Annotated in this window: 17 protein-coding genes; 11 read left to right on the top strand and 6 right to left on the bottom strand. The window is 60.7% G+C overall.

What is annotated here, in order from left to right; genetic code table 11:
* Positions 1-20: 20 nt before the first annotated feature.
* Positions 21-527 carry a peptide deformylase gene (gene def, locus HU739_RS17535; RefSeq protein ID WP_186546237.1) on the bottom strand — a complete coding sequence of 169 codons (507 nt, stop codon included), beginning with the start codon at positions 525-527 and terminating at the stop codon, positions 21-23.
* Positions 528-687: 160 nt separating this feature from the next.
* Here def and HU739_RS17530 point away from each other — a divergent pair, with 160 nt between their 5' ends.
* The 8 genes from HU739_RS17530 (at position 688) to HU739_RS17495 (ending at position 8,874) form a co-directional block, all read left to right on the top strand.
* Positions 688-1,713, top strand: a complete 1,026-nt coding sequence (locus HU739_RS17530; protein WP_186546238.1) for a LysM peptidoglycan-binding domain-containing protein — start codon at positions 688-690, stop codon at positions 1,711-1,713.
* A gap of 81 nt (positions 1,714-1,794) precedes the next feature.
* Positions 1,795-2,895 (top strand): DNA-processing protein DprA, encoded by a 1,101-nt coding sequence (dprA, locus tag HU739_RS17525; RefSeq protein WP_186546239.1) that lies wholly within the window; start codon positions 1,795-1,797, stop codon positions 2,893-2,895.
* A gap of 54 nt (positions 2,896-2,949) precedes the next feature.
* Entirely contained in the window at positions 2,950-3,507 is a 558-nt protein-coding gene (locus tag HU739_RS17520; RefSeq protein ID WP_186546240.1) for an L-threonylcarbamoyladenylate synthase, read from the top strand.
* A 272-nt stretch (positions 3,508-3,779) separates the two neighbouring features.
* On the top strand, positions 3,780-4,448 hold the full coding sequence (locus HU739_RS17515; protein ID WP_186546241.1) for a hypothetical protein: 669 nt from the start codon (positions 3,780-3,782) through the stop codon (positions 4,446-4,448).
* Positions 4,426-5,160, top strand: a complete 735-nt coding sequence (locus HU739_RS17510; protein ID WP_186546242.1) for an iron-containing redox enzyme family protein — start codon at positions 4,426-4,428, stop codon at positions 5,158-5,160. Before HU739_RS17515 ends, HU739_RS17510 begins: the two co-directional genes overlap by 23 nt.
* A gap of 42 nt (positions 5,161-5,202) precedes the next feature.
* Positions 5,203-6,297, top strand: coding sequence for a DUF3419 family protein (locus tag HU739_RS17505; protein ID WP_186546243.1), 1,095 nt, complete (start codon positions 5,203-5,205; stop codon positions 6,295-6,297).
* Positions 6,294-7,562 carry an aminotransferase class I/II-fold pyridoxal phosphate-dependent enzyme gene (locus HU739_RS17500; protein ID WP_186546244.1) on the top strand — a complete coding sequence of 423 codons (1,269 nt, stop codon included), beginning with the start codon at positions 6,294-6,296 and terminating at the stop codon, positions 7,560-7,562. The genes HU739_RS17505 and HU739_RS17500 overlap by 4 nt, the downstream gene beginning before the upstream one ends.
* Entirely contained in the window at positions 7,552-8,874 is a 1,323-nt protein-coding gene (locus HU739_RS17495) for a phenylacetate--CoA ligase family protein (RefSeq protein ID WP_186546245.1), read from the top strand. Before HU739_RS17500 ends, HU739_RS17495 begins: the two co-directional genes overlap by 11 nt.
* A gap of 21 nt (positions 8,875-8,895) precedes the next feature.
* Here the strand turns inward: HU739_RS17495 and HU739_RS17490 are convergent, their stop codons facing one another.
* A complete protein-coding gene (locus HU739_RS17490; RefSeq protein WP_186546246.1) occupies positions 8,896-9,873 on the bottom strand; it encodes a quinone oxidoreductase family protein in 978 nt (325 codons plus the stop codon).
* A 151-nt stretch (positions 9,874-10,024) separates the two neighbouring features.
* On the opposite strand from HU739_RS17490, the gene hemF reads away from it, so the two are divergent.
* The gene (gene hemF / locus HU739_RS17485; RefSeq protein ID WP_186546247.1) at positions 10,025-10,939 is read left to right on the top strand and encodes an oxygen-dependent coproporphyrinogen oxidase; all 915 of its coding nucleotides are present in this window, start codon (positions 10,025-10,027) and stop codon (positions 10,937-10,939) included.
* 9 nt (positions 10,940-10,948) lie between these two features.
* On the top strand, positions 10,949-11,770 hold the full coding sequence (gene aroE / locus HU739_RS17480) for a shikimate dehydrogenase (protein WP_186546248.1): 822 nt from the start codon (positions 10,949-10,951) through the stop codon (positions 11,768-11,770).
* Positions 11,771-11,878: 108 nt separating this feature from the next.
* On the opposite strand, the gene HU739_RS17475 is transcribed toward aroE, so the two are convergent.
* From HU739_RS17475 to betC, 3 genes are all read right to left on the bottom strand, one after another.
* Positions 11,879-13,447, bottom strand: coding sequence for a SulP family inorganic anion transporter (locus HU739_RS17475; RefSeq protein ID WP_186546249.1), 1,569 nt, complete (start codon positions 13,445-13,447; stop codon positions 11,879-11,881).
* Between the two features lie 211 nt (positions 13,448-13,658).
* Positions 13,659-14,579 carry a choline ABC transporter substrate-binding protein gene (choX, locus tag HU739_RS17470; RefSeq protein ID WP_186546250.1) on the bottom strand — a complete coding sequence of 307 codons (921 nt, stop codon included), beginning with the start codon at positions 14,577-14,579 and terminating at the stop codon, positions 13,659-13,661.
* 16 nt (positions 14,580-14,595) lie between these two features.
* Positions 14,596-16,110: a choline-sulfatase gene (betC, locus tag HU739_RS17465; RefSeq protein ID WP_186546251.1), complete on the bottom strand. Its 1,515-nt coding sequence runs from the start codon at positions 16,108-16,110 to the stop codon at positions 14,596-14,598.
* A gap of 114 nt (positions 16,111-16,224) precedes the next feature.
* Here betC and HU739_RS17460 point away from each other — a divergent pair, with 114 nt between their 5' ends.
* A complete protein-coding gene (locus HU739_RS17460; RefSeq protein WP_186546252.1) occupies positions 16,225-17,175 on the top strand; it encodes a choline sulfate utilization transcriptional regulator in 951 nt (316 codons plus the stop codon).
* Between the two features lie 3 nt (positions 17,176-17,178).
* Here HU739_RS17460 and HU739_RS17455 read toward each other — a convergent pair whose 3' ends face one another.
* On the bottom strand, positions 17,179-17,847 hold the full coding sequence (locus tag HU739_RS17455; protein WP_186546253.1) for an NAD(P)-dependent oxidoreductase: 669 nt from the start codon (positions 17,845-17,847) through the stop codon (positions 17,179-17,181).
* Positions 17,848-17,901: the final 54 nt, after the last annotated feature.

Here is a 17,901-nt window from a genome sequence, read left to right as displayed (position 1 = left end):
CAAGCCTTTGAAGAGGGGCATCAAGCGTTCTGGCGGTGCAGCTTTTCCAGCTTCTTCTTGATCCGGTCGCGTTTGAGCGTGGACAGGTAATCGACGAACAATTTGCCATTGAGGTGGTCGCATTCGTGCTGGATGCACACCGCGAGCAGGCCCTCGGCGATCAGTTCATAGGGCTTGCCGTCGCGGTCCAGCGCCTTGATTCTGACCTTCTGCGGGCGGTCGACGTTTTCGTAGAAGCCCGGTACCGAGAGGCAGCCTTCCTGATACTGGTCCATCTCTTCGGTCAGCGGTTCGAACTCGGGGTTGATGAACACCCGTGGCTCGGTACGGTCTTCGGAAAGGTCCATCACGACGATACGTTTGTGCACGTTGACCTGGGTCGCGGCGAGGCCGATGCCCGGCGCTTCATACATTGTTTCAAACATGTCGTCGACCAACTGACGCACTTCGTCGTCCACTACAGCCACTGGTTTGGCGATAGTGCGCAGACGCGGGTCCGGAAATTCGAGGATGTTTAAAATGGCCATAGGCTTTGATTGCTGCACACGTTGAGTAAAGTCGGGTCGATGGCCTGGCAGGTCCGAGGATGCAGGCTACCGTTGTGAAGCGTAGCTTCTACAAAATCAGAAGCGAGCCACGGGGGCTCTGACGATTCACGCGAACGCACATGATAAAGGGATTCACTGCATGAGGAAAACACTACTCGCCCTGCTGTTGCTGGCTTCGGCCGGCGTGGCACAAGGGCAGGTGCAACTCAGGGATGGTTTTCCGCAGCAATACACGGTGGTGACAGGGGATACCCTCTGGGACATTTCCGGCAAATACCTGCGCGAGCCCTGGCAGTGGCCGCAACTGTGGCGGGCCAACTCGCAGATCGAAAACCCCAATCTGATCTACCCCGGCGACACGCTGACGCTCAGCTACGTCAACGGCCAGCCACAACTGACGGTCAAGCGCGGCGAATCACGCGGCACCATCAAACTGTCGCCACGGATCCGCACCAGCCCGGTGGCCGAGGCGATTCCGAGCATTCCACTGAAGTCGATCAACAGCTTTCTGCTGAGCAACCGTATCGTCGACACGGCGGAAGATTTCGACAAGGCGCCCTACATCGTTGCCGGTGATGCCGAACGCGTCCTCAGCGGCACCGGCGATCGCATCTTTGCCCGTGGTCACTTCGACCCGGATCAGCCGGTCTACGGGATCTTCCGCCAAGGCAAGGTCTACACCGACCCGCAGACCCAGGAATTCCTCGGCATCAATGCCGACGACATCGGCGGCGGCGAGATTATCGCCACCGAAGGCGACGTCGCCACGCTCGCGCTGCAACGCACCACCCAGGAAGTCCGTTTGGGTGACCGCTTGTTCAGCGGCGAGGAGCGCTCGATCAACTCGACCTTTATGCCCGGCGCGCCCACTACCGCCATTAACGGCGTGATCATCGACGTGCCTCGCGGCGTCACGCAGATCGGCGTGATGGATGTCGTTACCCTGAACAAGGGCAGGCGCGACGGTCTGGCCGAAGGAAACGTGCTGGCGGTGATGAAAACCGGCGAAACCGTGCGCGACCGGATCACCGGCCAGCCGGTGAAAATTCCCGACGAACGCGCCGGTTTGCTGATGGTGTTTCGTACGTACGAAAAGCTCAGCTATGGCCTCGTCCTCAACGCATCGCGCTCGCTGGCGGTGCTCGACAAGGTACGCAATCCGTAAGCTTGCTCAACAAGTTATAAACAGAGTTATCCACAACTTGTCCCGAAGGGTTCGGGGCTTGTCCATGATCAAGGATGATCCATGATGTCGTCTGTCTGTACGCCGGTCTCGCCGGCAGAACTGGAAGCGCGCCTGCGCTTGCACCGCTTGCCGGACATCGGTCCCAAGCGTTTTGCAAAATTGTTCGAAGCCTTCGGCTCGGCGTCCAAAGCCCTCAGCGCACCGGCCAGCGCCTGGCGCTCGCTGGGGTTGCCAGCGACGTGCGCCGAGGCCCGGCGCAGCCCTGAAGTTCGTGATGGCGCCAGCCATGCACTGCGCTGGCTAGAGCGTCCGGGCCAACATCTGTTGATGTGGGACCAGCCGGATTACCCGGCGCTGCTGGCGCAGATTCCCGACCCGCCGCCGCTGCTGTTCGTGGCCGGGGATCCGCTGATTCTGGAAAAGCCGCAACTGGCCATGGTTGGCAGCCGCCGCGCATCGCGCCCGGGAATGGACACCGCGGCCGCGTTCGCCCGCAGTCTCGCCGGGGCCGGTTTCGTCATCACCAGTGGTCTGGCGCTGGGCATTGATGCGGCGGCCCATCAAGCTGCACTGGACATCGGCGGGCAGACCGTTGGCGTCCTTGGCACCGGGCTTGAAAAGTTTTATCCACAGCGCAATCGGCGGTTGGCCGACGCCATGATCGAGTCAGGCAGTGCCGTGCTGTCGGAGCTGGTGCTGGATGCCGGGCCGAGCGCCAGCAACTTCCCCCGGCGCAACCGGATTATCAGCGGCTTGTCCCTCGGCGTGCTGGTGGTCGAAGCGAGTGTCGCCAGCGGTTCGCTGATCACCGCCAGGCTGGCGGCGGAACAGGGGCGCGAGGTGTATGCGATTCCGGGGTCGATCCACCATCCGGGTGCGCGTGGCTGTCACCAGTTGATCCGTGACGGCGCAGTCCTGGTGGAAACCATAGAACATATCCTCGAAGCCCTGCGTGGCTGGCAACATCTGCCTTTATCCACCGATATAGCTGAGGCCGATCACCCGCTGCTCATGTTGCTCCACGCGGCGCCTCATACCAGCGAGGCGCTGGCCAACAGCAGTGGCTGGGCCTTGCCCAAAGTGCTGGCAGCGCTGACCGAACTGGAAATGGACGGCCGCGCCGTGTGCGAAAACGGTCGCTGGTTGGCCAGGACAAGCTAGGTTTTACGGGGAAGATCGGTAAACTGCGCGAAACCTGTTTGCGGAGATTTTTTCATGGTCAACAGTTGGCGTGTGCAGCAAGCCGCACGAGATATTCGCGCCGGCGCGGTGATTGCCTATCCAACCGAAGCCGTCTGGGGGCTGGGGTGCGACCCGTGGAACGAGGAAGCGGTGGATCGGCTGCTGGCGATCAAAAATCGCTCGGTCAATAAAGGCCTGATTCTGGTGGCAGACAACATCCGCCAGTTCGACTTTTTGTTTGAAGACTTCCCGCAAGAGTGGCTCGACCGCATGGCCAGCACCTGGCCGGGGCCAAACACCTGGCTGGTACCGCACCAGAACCTGTTGCCGGAATGGGTTACCGGGGTGCATGACACCGTGGCGCTGCGCGTCAGCGATCATCCACAGGTGCGCGATCTGTGCTCGATGGTCGGGCCGCTGATCTCCACCTCGGCCAACCCACAAGGGCGCCCGGCGGCGCGTACTCGCCTGCGGGTCGAGCAATATTTCCGCGGACAGATCGACCGCGTGCTGGGCGGGCAGTTGGGAGGGCGCAAGAACCCCAGCGTCATCCGCGATCTGGTCACCGGCAACGTCATTCGCCCCGACTGACAGCATTTTTTCCCGCAATCCTTGAGTACTCCTCGATCGTCCAGACGAGGAGTACTACACCCATTGGTTATTCGTCTTTCAATCTCGCTCGTAATTTAAACAACTTGTTTGTTGTGCTGTTTCTTTGTGTGTCAGACGAATCGATAACTATAAAAATCCAGTAATTTTTCCCACGTGATTATCAGAAGTCGCGCAGTGGCGATATTTCCAAAAGCATCCATTATTCAAATGCGCGCAGAAAACTTCGATAAGTTAACGTTTGCGGAGAAGGAATGGATACTACGGATTTACAACTCAGGGACTATCTGCAACGACTGCAAGTGGCATTGATTAATCAGCAAGGCGGTTATCGTGTCGTTATTCTTGAAGCCGGATCGGATGCTCGCGAATTTGAGCGATTTGTCGGGCGGCAGTTTCGTTTGCGCTTACAACATTACATGCTGACCTCCAGAGCCCGGGCGCTGGAAACCAGCCTGGCGATTGTGGCGCGCAGTACTCATTTTCTGATGTACCAGCGTGACCAACTGGTGGGCGTATTGAGGGTAACGCCCTCGCCTTTCGAATGGGCCTCCCTGGCGCAACAGTATCTTTCACCGACGGTGGCGCTGGCGCGTCATGTCGAGTTCAGTCGCCTGATCACCCATTCGCAACAGCACCGGTCCGTACCGATCAATGGCCTGCTGGCGGTTGCTACCGAGTGGGCGATCAACCGTGGCTATCAAGGGATCACCGCCTTGTGCCGGTCGCCACAGCGGCGCATGTTCCAGCGTTTCGGCCTGACCCCGCTTCCCTCCACCGCCCTTCATATCGAGCAACGCGCGCGTGGCGATTACTGGCTGCTCGCGGCGCAATGGCGGGAAATCCTTGCGGCCCTGCAGCAACCCGTCGCCCTCAACGCCAACCCTTCGGAGAATTGCGATGAACACGTCCGTCAGTTTTGAACAGCAGTTGATTCTGCTTGACCAGCGAATCGAAAAAACATGGGCCGATATTCTCGACAACTCACGGTTGGTCAGGGCCATCCGCGAGGGAAGCGTGAGCAAAGCGTTATATGCCCTCTATATGATCGAAACATTTCACTACACCGCGCACAATGCCCGTAATCAGGGATTGGTGGGCGTGCGTCACGCCGATAATCCGGTCTATGCAAAGTTCTGCTTCGAACATGCCGCCCAGGAAGTCGGCCATGAAAAAATGGCCCTGCACGATGTCATGAGTCTGGGCCTCAAAAGCGAAGTTTTCGATATGCCGCCTGCACTTCCGGCCACAGAAGTACTGATCGCTTATTTGTACTGGATTTCTTTCACCGGGAATCCATTACAGCGACTTGGCTACAGTTATTGGGCAGAAAACGCCTATCAGTTCATCACGCCATTGATCACCCGGATAAGCGAAGTTCTGGCACTGAAACCTGCCCAGTTGACGTTTTTTATTGCGCACTCCGATATCGATATCGAGCACTTCAACGAAATCAAACTCATCCTGCAGCGAACCTGCAAAAGTCAGGCTGACTGGGACGCCATTACGGTGGTGATGGAAACCAGTCTGCGCCTGACCGGCAACATGCTCGAAGCGGTGTATGAGCAGTACGAAGCCTGGCAAAGCGGCCAGGCGCCCCGCTACGACTTTCTGCATGCCCTGGATCAATCATGACGCGTGCCTGTTCATTTTCGCAGCGGACGCAGGGAGGCCGGCATGGCTGATTACTTCGAGCGGCTGAATTATTCGCTGGGTGATGAAGACGCCGCGCTCGAGCACAGGATTGTGCCCGAGCATGCCCGGCATGTGGTGGACGTCGCCGGATGTGGCAGCCGGCTTTTGCCCTTGCTCGCCCGATTCCCGGCACGCCTGACCTGTGCTGATATCAGTGCACCGCAACTGGCGTTCACCCGGTTGCGCCTGGCCCTGCTGGAGCAGACCGACCATGAGTCGTTCATGGACTTCATGGGGTATCGCCCAGACACCTCGATCACGCGGCGCCAGTCGGTTTTCCGGCAACTGGACCTGCCCCTGGTGGATCGCCGCTGGCTGGCGGACCTGTTCCAGTCCAGTCACTGGCACGCGCCGATCTATCTGGGCGCGTTCGAGCAGACCTTGCGGCGCCTGGCGAGGATCAACGGTCTGGTCACTGGAAAGGCCGGCCGTGGGATTTTCCAGTGTTGCGACCTTGGCGAGCAATCGGACTATTACCGCCGCCATTTTCCACTTCGGCGCTGGAAAGCCGTCATCGGGTTGCTGGGCAATGCCGCCGTACTCAACTCGTTGCTGTACCGCGGTGCGTTTCCGGCGAATAACCTGGGAATCAGTTCGCGCAAGGTCTACCTCGACATTTTCCATGCCTTGTTCACGACACAGGTCGTGCGCGAAAGCTTCTTTCTGCAGATGCTGTTCTTCGGTGAGCTGCGGTATCCGCAAGGCTACCCGCTGGAGTGTGATCCACAGATTTTTCAAAGTGCTCGTGAAGCGTTGAAGCAGTGCCGAGTGAGCGTGGTACAGGGCGACATCGTTGATTGCGTGGCCGCGTGCACTGAAGTGGATTTCGTCTCGCTGTCGGATGTGCCTTCATTTTTGCCCGATGCTACTGCCGCGACGGTTCTACAGCGGCTGCGACCGGCCCTGGCCGAGCATGCCCTCACGGTGATGCGCGGCCATTTGCGCGTGGTCCGGCCCGACTGCGAAGGCTTCCGTGATGTCAGCTCGCAGTTTCACGAAGCGATTGCGCGTGAAAAAACCCAGCTCTGGCGCGTACAGGTCTATCGCCAGACCTCACCTGTGCAGGTATCCCGATGAATACACCTCATCCGACCGTCAACTGGGTCAGCAATCGCGTTCGCCAGGCCCGTGACGACCAACAGCAACTGTTCGATGCCGGCCTCAACGGTCTCAAGGTCATGACGCGCGACGGCAAGAACATCGAGTTGGACAGTGGCGAATGCCTGACTGAATTTCTTTCCTGCTCTTATCTGGGACTCGAATGCGATCCGCGCTTGATTGAAGGCGCGGTGCAGGCCGTGGAAATGTTCGGCGTGCAGTTCGCTGCCGCGCGCACCCGGGCACTGTTGCCGCCGATGCGCGAACTTGATGAGCGGCTGAACCAAATTTTCCAGGGGCATACGGTCACCTTCAACTCCGTCGGTAGCGCGCACCTCGGTTGCCTGCCGCTGCTCGGCTCCGGCGAGTTGCCCTCGTATCCCTTGCGTCGAGGTCCCGGCTGGATCGTCGACCGGGCTGCCCATGCCTCAATGCAGGTATTGCAAGGCATCCTGTGCCAGTTCGGACCCGTGCTGCGCTGTGATTGCAGCGATGTGCAGCAAGTCGAAGATGCCTGTACAACAGCCGTCGCGGCAGGCAATACGCCAATCATCCTGACCGACAGCATCGGTTCGATGCGCGGGGTGTATCCGGTCAATCGCTTGCTGCAACTGGCCGAGCGCTTTGACGGTTACCTGTATGCAGATGACGCCCATGGCACCTCGATCCACGGGCTGGCAGGCGGCGGATATGCGCTTGTCGCCGCCACGGAGTCACTGCGCGATCGCATGATTGTGTTGTCTTCCCTGTCCAAGGCCTTTGGCGCAACCGGTGGGGCAATTACCGTGCGGGCGGTGGCCGATGCCGAACTGATACGGCGCCACGCCTCGACCTATACCTTCGGCGGCCCTCTGTCCATGGGCGGTGTCGGTGCTGCGGTCGCCTCTGCGAACATTCATCTTTCACCGCAGTTGGGTCCGCTTCAGGCCGCGTTGTGGCGCAATGTCGCGCTGATCGATGACTTGCTGGGAGCGCGACTGGGCAATCACCGAATCGCATCGCCCATACGCTTCGTCCGGGTCGGCGCCGAGCGTGATGCAGTGAGTCTGGCGCTGCATCTGCGCCGGCAGGCCATTGCGGTCACCACTGCGCTGTTTCCGGTGGTGGCCAAAGGCGAGGCGATGCTGCGTCTGGCAATCAGCGCGAATCACAGCCAGGCCCAGCTCGAACACCTGGCGACAGCCGTGAGCACTGGCTTCGACGAGTTGTGCATCCGTCAGGGAGAACGCACCCATGACCGATGATCCGCTGCTGTTTGCCAGCGCTGCCACGGTTTACGCGGCAGCGACCGAAGCCCTTGCGCGCAAGTTCGCCCATGCGCGTTCGTTGTCCTGGTTCTGTACGGTGTGTCCGCCGATACGGCGCGTGCAGAGCGCGGAGGATCTGCACCTGCTGCCGGTTCAGGCCGTAGAGGACGAACAGGGCGGATTGCTGTTTTCTCTGCTGGGCGAGGCATCGCACCTGGCGCCGGGTGGTGGGTTGACCCTGACATCGGGCGGTAGCACCGGCAACCGCAAGCACATCACCCACTCCTGGGCCTTCAACGACAGCATCGTGCGCTTGGGCGTACGGATGTTTGCGACGGGCCAGACCCCCTCTGTGGTGATCAATTGCCTCACTGCCGGCGAAATGCAGGGCGCGTTTCAATACGCGGCGGCCATCGTTCAGCGCCTCGGCGCGCGCTTGTTACCCGCCGGCTCACTGATGGGCCTTCAACGCATTGCCGAACTGGTCCAGTCACAAAAGGCCGATGCCCTGATCTGCACGCCCTCCTTCGCGGCGGCGCTGTTCAATGATGTCGCTGTCGACAGAAGACAGCTGGGTAGCCTGAAGTGGCTCTACTACATCGGAGAACCGTGCAGCGCGCTGCTGCGTGAGCAACTGACCCGAGACTGGCCGGGCCTGACCTTGCGATCACTGGGCTACAGCGCGACGGAGACCGGCCCGATCGGTTTTCAGTGCGCCCATCTGGAGCCGGGTTTCTATCATCTGCATGCCGACGCGATGCTGGTCGAAGTGGTCAATCCGTTGACCCTGCAAGCGCTGCCCGAGGGTGAGTGCGGCGAGTTTCTGCTGACGCCATTGCTGCCGGACCATGTGCCGTTGCTGCGTTACCGCATTGGTGACTGCGGGCGAATCGTGCCCAACTTGCCCAAGTGCGCCTGTGGCAGTGCCCTGCCAGTGCTGGAGCTTGTGGGGCGAGTAGAGACGACGATCAAGCTGGGCGGTGCGATCATTACCCAGCGGCAGATTCTGAGTGTGCTCGCACAAGCAATTCCTGATCTGCATGCGGCGGATATTCAGGTGCAGATTGATCGACAGGTGAACGGCGCGTGCATGCGTCTGGTCATCGCCGAGGACAAACTCCCCGCTGCTGCGCAGGGTGGCCTTGAGCAGGCTTTGCACGCCGAGGCGCAGGCCAGTGCCTTGCTCAAATTGCCCGGCGTGCTTGGGTTGCAGGTGCGGCGGCTGCCCCGTGGAGCCTTCGCGACCACCACGGCCGGCAAGACGCCGTTCTTTGTCGAGTTGCAACAGGCGCCGACCCGCCTAGCGTGACGGGTCGGGTCAGCAACTGGTTCAGGGCAGCAGAACGGTGGAACCGGTGGTGCGCCGTGCCGACAGTTCGGTTTGTGCTTTTGCCGCATCAGCCAGCGAGTAGCGCTGGCTGATGTCCACCTTGAGTTTGCCGCTGATGATCATCTCGAACAGCTCATCCGCCATGCGTTGCAGGTTGTCGGCGTTATTGGCGTACGTCGCCAGGGTCGGACGGGTGACGTACAGCGAGCCTTTCGCCGCCAGAATGCCCAGGTTCACGCCGTCCACCGCACCTGACGCATTACCGAAGCTCACTACCAGCCCGCGCGGTGCGACGCTGTCCAGCGACGTCAGCCAGGTGTCCTTGCCGACCCCGTCGTACACCACCGGGACTTTCTTGCCATCGGTCAACGCCAGTACGCGCTCGGCTACGTTTTCATGGCTGTAATCGATGGTTGCCCATGCGCCGTTAGCCTTCGCCAGTTCAGCCTTTTCTTTCGAACTGACCGTGCCGATCAGTTTCACCCCCAGCGCCTTGGCCCATTGGCAGGCCAGTGACCCGACGCCGCCGGCAGCGGCGTGGAACAGAATGGTTTCGCCTCCCTTCAATTCGTAGGTCTGGCGCAGCAGGTATTGCACGGTGAGACCCTTGAGCATTACCCCGGCAGCGGTTTCGAAGCTGATTTCGTCAGGCAGGTGCACCAGATTGTCCTGGGGCAAAACGTGTTGCGTGCTGTAAGCCCCCAACGGGCCGCTGCCATACGCCACGCGGTCACCGACCTTGAACCGGGTGACCTCGCTGCCCACCGCATCAACAATACCGGCGCCTTCGGCACCCAGGCCGGACGGCAAGGCGGGCGGCGCATACAGCCCGCTGCGGTAATAAGTGTCGATGAAATTCAGGCCAATCGCCTGGTTGGCCACGCGCACCTGATTCGGTCCGGGCGCGGCAGGTTCGTAGTCAACATACTCGAGCACTTCGGGACCGCCATGGGCGCGGAACTGGATACGCTTTGCCATCTGCCTGCTCTCCTTGGGATTGTTGCGAGGCCCCTATGCAACTCCCCTGGTTGATCTTCGTCAACTGCGGCGCGCCAGTCTGCGATGGTATGCTACGCGCCCATTTGCGCTGCCCGCCTGCCTGGGGCGCCGCTCGATCCAAGGTGATGCCATGACGACCCGCACCGACGCCGTAAAGGCCTATCTGCTCGACCTGCAAGACCGCATTTGCGCCGCGCTCGAAACCGAGGACGGCGGCACGCGCTTCGTCGAAGACGCCTGGACCCGGCCTGCCGGCGGTGGCGGTCGCACGCGCGTGATCGAGAACGGCACGCTGATCGAAAAGGGCGGCGTCAACTTTTCTCACGTCTTCGGCAGCGGTCTGCCGCCCTCGGCCAGCGCTCATCGTCCGGAATTGGCCGGTCGCGGTTTTGAAGCCCTCGGCGTGTCGCTGGTGATTCACCCGCACAATCCGCACGTGCCGACGTCCCACGCCAACGTGCGCTTTTTCATTGCCGAGAAGGAAGGTGAAGAGCCGGTCTGGTGGTTCGGCGGCGGCTTCGATCTGACCCCTTACTATGGCAACGAAGAAGACTGCATTCATTGGCACCGTGTCGCCGCGCAAGCGTGCGCACCGTTCGGCGCGGACGTCTATCCGCGCTACAAGGCCTGGTGCGATACCTACTTCCACATCAAGCATCGGCATGAACCGCGTGGGATCGGCGGTCTGTTTTTCGATGACCTGAACGAATGGGACTTCGACACCAGCTTCGCCTTCATGCGTGCCATCGGCGACGCCTACATCGAGGCGTACCTGCCCATCGTGCAACGCCGCAAGAACGCTGCGTTCACTGCGCAGCAGCGCGAGTTCCAGGAGTTTCGTCGTGGCCGTTACGTCGAATTCAACCTGGTTTACGACCGTGGCACGCTGTTCGGGCTGCAATCGGGCGGGCGTACCGAGTCGATCCTGATGTCGCTGCCGCCCCAAGTGCGCTGGGGCTACGACTGGAAGGCCGAACCGGGCAGCGAAGAAGCGCGCCTGACCGACTACTTCCTGCAAGACCGCGATTGGCTGGCCCAGGCCTGAGGACCTTCGATGGATCGTTACGTCGTTTTCGGTAACCCGATCGGCCACAGCAAATCGCCGATGATTCACAAGCTGTTCGCCGAACAGACCGGCCAGCAGCTGGACTACAGCACGCTGCTGGCGCCGCTGGATGATTTTTCCGGTTGCGCCACGGCATTCTTTCAGGAAGGCCGCGGCGCCAATGTCACCGTGCCGTTCAAGGAAGACGCTTACCGTCTGGCCAACAGCCTGACCGCGCGCGCGCAGCGAGCCGGTGCGGTGAATACCTTGAGCAAACTGGACGACGGGTCACTGCTCGGCGACAACACCGATGGCGCCGGGCTGGTGCGCGATCTGACGGTGAATGCCGGGTTCAGCCTGACTGGCAAGCGCATCCTGTTGCTTGGCGCCGGTGGTGCAGTGCGTGGGGCGCTGGAGCCGTTGCTGGCGGAGCGACCGGCATCGGTCATCATCGCCAACCGTACAGTGGACAAGGCGGAGTTGCTGGCTGAATTGTTCAGCGACCTGGGACCGGTGTCGGCCAGTGGCTTTGACTGGTTGCGCGAGCCGGTGGACGTCATCATCAACGCCACGTCGGCCAGCCTTACCGGTGATGTGCCGCCCATCGCGCCGAGTCTGATCGAAGCAGGTAAAACCTTGTGCTACGACATGATGTACGGCAAGGAGCCGACCGCGTTCTGCCGCTGGGCCCGTGAGCACGGCGCGGCGGTCTCGATGGATGGCCTGGGAATGCTGGCGGAGCAAGCGGCCGAGGCGTTTTTCCTGTGGCGCGGGGTGCGCCCGGATACGGCGCCGGTACTGGCCGAGCTACGCCGCCAGCTAGCGCAATAATTCCCTGTAGGCCTTCGCCTGCTCGCGATAGCGGTGGGTCAGATATAAATGTTTCAACTGATACACCGCTATCGCGAGCAGGCTCACTCCTACAGGGGTATGTGATGTTCAGTCTTCAAAGCGGATCGGGCATTTCTCTGCCCCTTCCAGTTTCCGCAACTCCTCCACCACCTGCGGCCGCGCGCGGCGCAAGGTCAGGCTGCGATTCTGGCGCAGCAGGCGCCGTGCCTCCTGATGCAGCATTTCCACCCCTGAATAGTCGATGAAGTTGATCTGCTGCGCCTCGATCACTACCCGCGTGCCGTGCAGGCGTTGCAGGCGCACCTGCAAGTAATGGCTGGCGCCGAAAAAAATTGACCCCCCGACCCGCAGCACATCGTCTTCACCATCGCGCCAATGCTGCACCCGCGGTTGCGAGGTACGTTTGAGGTAGAAGAACAACGAGGCCAGCACCCCGGCGTAAATGGCCGTCTGCAATTCCAGCAGCAGTGTCGCCAGACACGTCAGGCCCATCACCACGAATTCGGCGCGGCTGACCCGCCACAAGGCGCGAATGCCCCGATGGTCCACCAGGCCCCAGGCGATCAACAAAATGCTGCCGGCCATGGCCGGGATCGGAATCTGCGCGATCAACCCTGCACCGAAGAGCGCGAACAGCGCCACCCACAGCGCTGAAAACACCCCGGCCAGCGGCGAGCAGGCGCCTGCTTCGTAGCTCAGACCGGAACGGGTAAATGACCCCGCCGACAACGATCCGGAAAAAAACGCACCGACCATATTCGACAAGCCTTGGGCACGCACTTCCTGATTGGCATCGAGCAGTTGTTGCGAGCGCGCCGAAATCGAACGGGCAATCGACAGACTGGTGACCAGCCCGAGCATGCCGACGGCCACGGCGCTGGGCAGCAACCGCAGGACCAGATCCAGATCCAGCGGCAGCGCACTGAAGGGCGGCAAGCGCCCGACAAAGGCGCTGACCAGATGCACATGCGCGAACATCGCCGGCCACAACCACACCCACAGACTGGCCAGCACCAAGGTGATCAGCAGGGTTGGCCAGCGTGGCAACAGGCGTTTCAACACCACGCCGAGCACCACCGTCGCCGCGCCAAGCATCAGCGACGGGTTATCCACAGCGCCGAGGTGGCGCAGCAGATCCATCAGGCTGGCAAGGGCCGTGGCACTGGCCGGCAACTCAAGTCCCAACAGATTCGGCAATTGGCCGATGGCAATCACCACCGCTGCGCCGAGGGTGAAGCCGAGCACCACCGAATGCGAAACGAAATTCACCAGCGCGCCGAAGCGCAGTAAACCCAGCAGCCACTGAAAAATCCCGGCGAGGAAAGTCAGCAACAGAATCAACGTGATGTAATCCTCGGAAGCCGGCATGGCAAGCGGACTGATGCTGGCATACAGCACAATCGAAATGGCCGCCGTCGGACCACAGATCAGGTGCCAGGACGACCCCCAGAGGCAGGCGATCAGTACCGGAATAATCGCAGCGTACAGGCCGTATTCGGGGGGCAGGCCGGCGATCAGCGCGTAGGCAATCGACTGGGGCAAGGCGAGAATCGCACCGCTAAGGCCGACGACCAGATCCCGTCCGACGCTGGCACGGGTTTGCCGGGGCAGCCAGGCGAGGAAGGGGAACAGTGAGTGACGGCTGGGGAAGGCCATGGGTCCTCGCGGTTGGGGTTTTCAGGCAAGCCTATCAGGACACAGCAATCATTGTGGCGAGGGGATTTATCCCCGATGGGCCGCGAAGCGGCCCCAAACCCAGAGTTCTCGGTGAGTCAGGTATATCGAGTTCATGGGGCTTGCGACTGCTTCGCAGCCGATCGGGGATAAATCCCCTCGCCACAGGCAAGTGGTCGACAGTCAGATAGCATTACAGTTTGGCTTTCACCGCCGCCAACGCATCCTTGCCATCCACAGTCTTCACGCCATCCAGCCACTTATCCAACACCGCGGGATTGGCCTTTATCCACGCCTTGGCGGCTTCGGCATTGCTGATCTTCTTGTTCACCACCTCGGCCATGATGCTGTTCTCCATTTCCTGAGTGAACGAAAGATTGGTCAGCAATTTACCCACATTCGGGCAAGCCTCCGCGTAGCCCTTGCGGGTCAGGGTGAATACGCTGCCGGTGTCACCGAAGTACTTTTCGCCACCCTTCAAGTAACGCATCTTCAGTTGCACGTTCATCGGGTGCGGCGTCCAGCCGAGGAAGGTGACGAATTTCTGCTTTTTCACCGCCCTCGATACTTCGGCGAGCATCGCCTGCTCGCTGGATTCGATCAGTTTCCACTGGCCCATGTTGAAGTCGTTTTTCTTGATGATGTCCTGCAACGAGATGTTCGCCGGTGCGCCCGAACCGATGCCATAGATCTTCTTGTCGAACTTGTCGGCGAACTTGTTCAGATCGGCGAAATCATGCACACCCGCCTCCCAGACATAATCGGGTACGGCGAGGGTAAATTCGGTGCCTTCGAGGTTCTTCGCCAGTTGCGTGACATCGCCGGTGGCGACGAATTTGTCGTAGAAACCCTGTTGCGCCGGCATCCAGTTGCCGAGGAACACATCGACCTGGCCGTCCTTCAAGCCGCCGAAGGTGATCGGCACCGCGAGGGTATCGACCTTGGCCTTGTAGCCCATGCCGTCCAGCAGAAACCCGGTGATGGCATTGGTCGCGGCGATGTCGCTCCAGCCCGGATCGGCCATTTTCACGGTTTCGCAGCCTTGCTCGGCGAAGGCCGAGGCGCTGCTCAACGCGATCAGGCCGACGGTCACTGCTGTGGATAACTTGCGCATGGACTTCCCCTTGAGATTATTGGTTTTGGCAGGGTTGTGGATAACGGGCTTTGCGCTCCAGATCATCAAGGTCGATGTGGTTGCGCATGTATTGCTGACTGGCATCGACCAGCGGCTGGTGGTCCCAGCTCTTCAGCTTGCCGATGGTCAAGGCGTCGGCGACGAAACGGCGTCGGCGCTGGCTGGCAAGTACGTCCCGATGGATCGCCGGAATGTCCCATTTGGCCCGCGCTTGCGCGAGAAAGTCTTCAAACAGCTGACGATGTTGCGGTGACTGGCTCAGCTCTTCCCTTTCGTGCGGATCGTTATGCACATCGAAGAGTAGGCACGGGTCGCTTTCGCTGTAGATAAATTTGTAGGCGCCACGGCGGATCATCATCAGCGGACTGACGGTGCCTTCGGCCATGTATTCGCCGAACACCTCGTCATGGCCGCCCTGCCCTTGCAGGTGCGGCACCAGTGAACGGCCGTCCAGTGGCAGGCCCGGCTGCAGCGTGCCGCCGGCCAGTTCGACGAAGGTCGGAAGCAAATCGGCGGTGGAAACCGCAGCGCTGACGCGACCGGCGCCAAACTGCCCGGGCGCACTGATCAGCAGCGGTACCCGCGCGGCCATTTCGTACCAGTGCATTTTGTACCAGAGGCCTTTCTCGCCAAGCATGTCGCCGTGATCGCCGGAGAAAACAATGATGGTGTCGTTGATCAGCCCGGTTTCTTCGAGGGTCTGCAGAAGTTTGCCGACATTGGCGTCGATGTAGCTGCAGGCACCGAAGTAGGCCCGGCGTGCGTCGCGAATCTTATCCACAGGCAGCGGCTTGTCCCACAGGTCGTAGACCTTGAGCAGGCGTTGCGAGTGCGGATCGAGTTCGTGCTGATCCGGCGTTGTCGGCAGCGGAATATCGCTGTCGTCATACAAATCCCAGAATGCCTTGGGAATCGTGTACGGATCGTGGGGGTGCGTCATCGACACGGTCAGGCAGAACGGCTGATCGCCCTCCTCGCGAATGTGATCGAACAGATACTGCTGCGCCTTGAACACCACCTCTTCGTCGAAGTCGAGCTGGTTGGTACGCACGCACGGCCCTGCCTGCAAGACCGACGACATGTTGTGATACCAACTCGGCCGCACATCCGGTTCGTCCCAGTTCACAGCCCAACCGTAATCGGCCGGATAAATGTCGCTGGTCAGGCGTTCTTCATAGCCGTGCAGTTGATCGGGGCCGCAGAAATGCATCTTGCCCGACAGCGCGGTGCGATAGCCGAGGCGACGCAGATAGTGAGCGTAGGTCGGGATGTCAGCGGGAAAATCGGCGGCGTTGTCGTAGGCGCCGATTTTGCTTGGCAATTGGCCGCTGACCAGGGTGAAGCGCGACGGCGCACACAACGGGCTGTTGCAATACGCCGCGTCGAACACCACGCCCTGCGCGGCGAGGCGCGAAAGGTTTGGCAATTTGATCGGCGACGGGCCGTAGAAAGGCAACAGGGGCGCGGCCATCTGATCGGCCATGATGAACAGGATATTCTTGCGCTTCATCTGATCGCGGCATTCCATAGTGAATATTTATGCGACATTGCTGCGATCCAGCATGGAGTCCATGCTGGATCGGGTAAAGCCCGCGCCGGGCAATGACTAGGATAAGCACAGCTTATGTATGAAGCCTTGGGAAGCCTGTCCCTCGACCTGCTGCGCGCCTTCGAAGCCGCCGCTCGCCATCGCAGCTTCACGGCGGCAGCGGTGGAGCTGGGCACCACACAACCGGCGATCAGCCAGCAAATCAAGCGGTTGGAAGAGCAGCTCGGCGCGCGGCTGTTCGATCGGATTTATCGGGGGATCGAAGTGACCGAGGTCGGCGCCCTGCTGTTTGAGCAAGTGGCCCTCGGTTTGCACCATATCGACGCCGGATTAAGCGCGATCAGCGCACAGCAGCAGCACGAAGTGCTGCAGGTCGCCACGGATTTTGCCTTCGCCGCGTATTGGCTGATGCCGCGTTTGCACCGCTTCCATGCCGCCAATCCTCAGGTCGACGTCAGCCTGGTCACCAGCGAGCGCAACCACAACATGCTGCGCACCGATATCGATGTGGCCATCCTGTTTGGCGACGGTCGATTCAAGCAAGGCGAAAGCCATTGGCTCTTCAGCGAGGAGGTCTTCCCGGTGTGCAGTCCGCAATTACTCAAGGATCGTCCATTGCCCCTGCCCGCCCAGGCGCTGCTGGAGTTTCCGCTGCTGCACTTGCGCGGGGAAAACAGCAGCAACTGGTTTGACTGGAGTGGTCTGTTTCGCGAACTGGGCATCACCACGCCGCCGGCACCGGGGCAGTTGCGTTTCGACAATTACACCTTGCTGATTCAAGCGGCGATTGGTGGTCAGGGCGTGGCGATCGGCTGGCGCCACCTTGTGGATAACTTGCTGGTCCAGGGTCTGCTGTGCCGGCCGCTGGCGCAAACCACGTTGTCGCGACTCGGGTATTACGTGGTGCTGCCGCAACGCAAACGCCGCGGGGCGCTGATCCAGCAGTTTGTCGACTGGTTGATGTCCGAGCAGGCCAGCAGCGCCGAATCGCTCAACGGTCTGGCCTTGCCCTCGATTGCGGTATGAAGATCAAGAGATCGCTGAAGCCGCCACGAAATTCACATGCTCCCCCACATGCAGATTCAGCCGCAGCTCATCGGCAATCCCCACCGCGACGCGATTCAAGCGCTCCAGCGGTTCGGTCAGACCCGGCTCAAGATTGCCGCCGACCTGGCTGAAATGCTCAATCGTCAATCCGGCCACGCCATGCGGCGCATTGACCAAAGTCCAGCGCAGTGAGCTGCTTTGTACGGCCTCGAGCATTTCTTCGGCAGCATGGCGTTGCAGGCGCTCGTCGCTGTCCGGCTCGTCGAGTACGCCGAAATTGCCGATCAGAAACAAGCGCGGCACGCTGGCCAGTTGCAAGCCTTCAACCAACGCGTCGACGGCCAGCACTTGTTCGACCGGCCCGAGCGTTACCGAACGCTCAACGTGGTCACTATTGAAGGGCAAACCCGGCGCGTCCAGCAGGCAGATCACTGCCGAACTGCCGGCGACACTCTGATTGACCCGCTCGGCGTCGAACAGATCGCCGGTTTTAGTGCGCAGCCCAGGGCGCGGCGCGAGCGCGGTGAGATCGTCGAGAATGGCGATGACTTCGTGCTGGCGACGCAGCAATTCAGCCATCAACGCACCGCCCAGGCTGGCCATGGCACCATAGAGCGCCACTTTCATCGCCGGGGTTTCGGCATTTTTCATGGCTGTTTTCCTTATCGTTGTCCTATATGGCCTGTGACGGTGGAAACCGCCAAG

Source organism: Pseudomonas hamedanensis (assembly GCF_014268595.2).
In the GTDB taxonomy this organism is placed as follows: domain Bacteria; phylum Pseudomonadota; class Gammaproteobacteria; order Pseudomonadales; family Pseudomonadaceae; genus Aquipseudomonas; species Aquipseudomonas hamedanensis.
This window is presented reverse-complemented; position numbering and strand designations above follow the sequence as displayed.

What these genes read in the sequence shown, in the direction of transcription:
- HU739_RS17460 (WP_186546252.1), top strand. Translation starts at nt 16,225, where the DNA reads ATGTATGAAGCCTTGGGAAGCCTGTCCCTCGACCTGCTGCGCGCCTTC.
- HU739_RS17530 (WP_186546238.1), top strand. Translation starts at nt 688, where the DNA reads ATGAGGAAAACACTACTCGCCCTGCTGTTGCTGGCTTCGGCCGGCGTG.
- hemF (WP_186546247.1), top strand. Translation starts at nt 10,025, where the DNA reads ATGACGACCCGCACCGACGCCGTAAAGGCCTATCTGCTCGACCTGCAA.
- HU739_RS17475 (WP_186546249.1), bottom strand. Translation starts at nt 13,447, where the DNA reads ATGGCCTTCCCCAGCCGTCACTCACTGTTCCCCTTCCTCGCCTGGCTG.
- aroE (WP_186546248.1), top strand. Translation starts at nt 10,949, where the DNA reads ATGGATCGTTACGTCGTTTTCGGTAACCCGATCGGCCACAGCAAATCG.
- HU739_RS17495 (WP_186546245.1), top strand. Translation starts at nt 7,552, where the DNA reads ATGACCGATGATCCGCTGCTGTTTGCCAGCGCTGCCACGGTTTACGCG.
- HU739_RS17515 (WP_186546241.1), top strand. Translation starts at nt 3,780, where the DNA reads ATGGATACTACGGATTTACAACTCAGGGACTATCTGCAACGACTGCAA.
- choX (WP_186546250.1), bottom strand. Translation starts at nt 14,579, where the DNA reads ATGCGCAAGTTATCCACAGCAGTGACCGTCGGCCTGATCGCGTTGAGC.
- HU739_RS17455 (WP_186546253.1), bottom strand. Translation starts at nt 17,847, where the DNA reads ATGAAAAATGCCGAAACCCCGGCGATGAAAGTGGCGCTCTATGGTGCC.
- HU739_RS17490 (WP_186546246.1), bottom strand. Translation starts at nt 9,873, where the DNA reads ATGGCAAAGCGTATCCAGTTCCGCGCCCATGGCGGTCCCGAAGTGCTC.
- HU739_RS17510 (WP_186546242.1), top strand. Translation starts at nt 4,426, where the DNA reads ATGAACACGTCCGTCAGTTTTGAACAGCAGTTGATTCTGCTTGACCAG.
- HU739_RS17505 (WP_186546243.1), top strand. Translation starts at nt 5,203, where the DNA reads ATGGCTGATTACTTCGAGCGGCTGAATTATTCGCTGGGTGATGAAGAC.
- dprA (WP_186546239.1), top strand. Translation starts at nt 1,795, where the DNA reads ATGATGTCGTCTGTCTGTACGCCGGTCTCGCCGGCAGAACTGGAAGCG.
- betC (WP_186546251.1), bottom strand. Translation starts at nt 16,110, where the DNA reads ATGAAGCGCAAGAATATCCTGTTCATCATGGCCGATCAGATGGCCGCG.
- HU739_RS17500 (WP_186546244.1), top strand. Translation starts at nt 6,294, where the DNA reads ATGAATACACCTCATCCGACCGTCAACTGGGTCAGCAATCGCGTTCGC.
- HU739_RS17520 (WP_186546240.1), top strand. Translation starts at nt 2,950, where the DNA reads ATGGTCAACAGTTGGCGTGTGCAGCAAGCCGCACGAGATATTCGCGCC.
- def (WP_186546237.1), bottom strand. Translation starts at nt 527, where the DNA reads ATGGCCATTTTAAACATCCTCGAATTTCCGGACCCGCGTCTGCGCACT.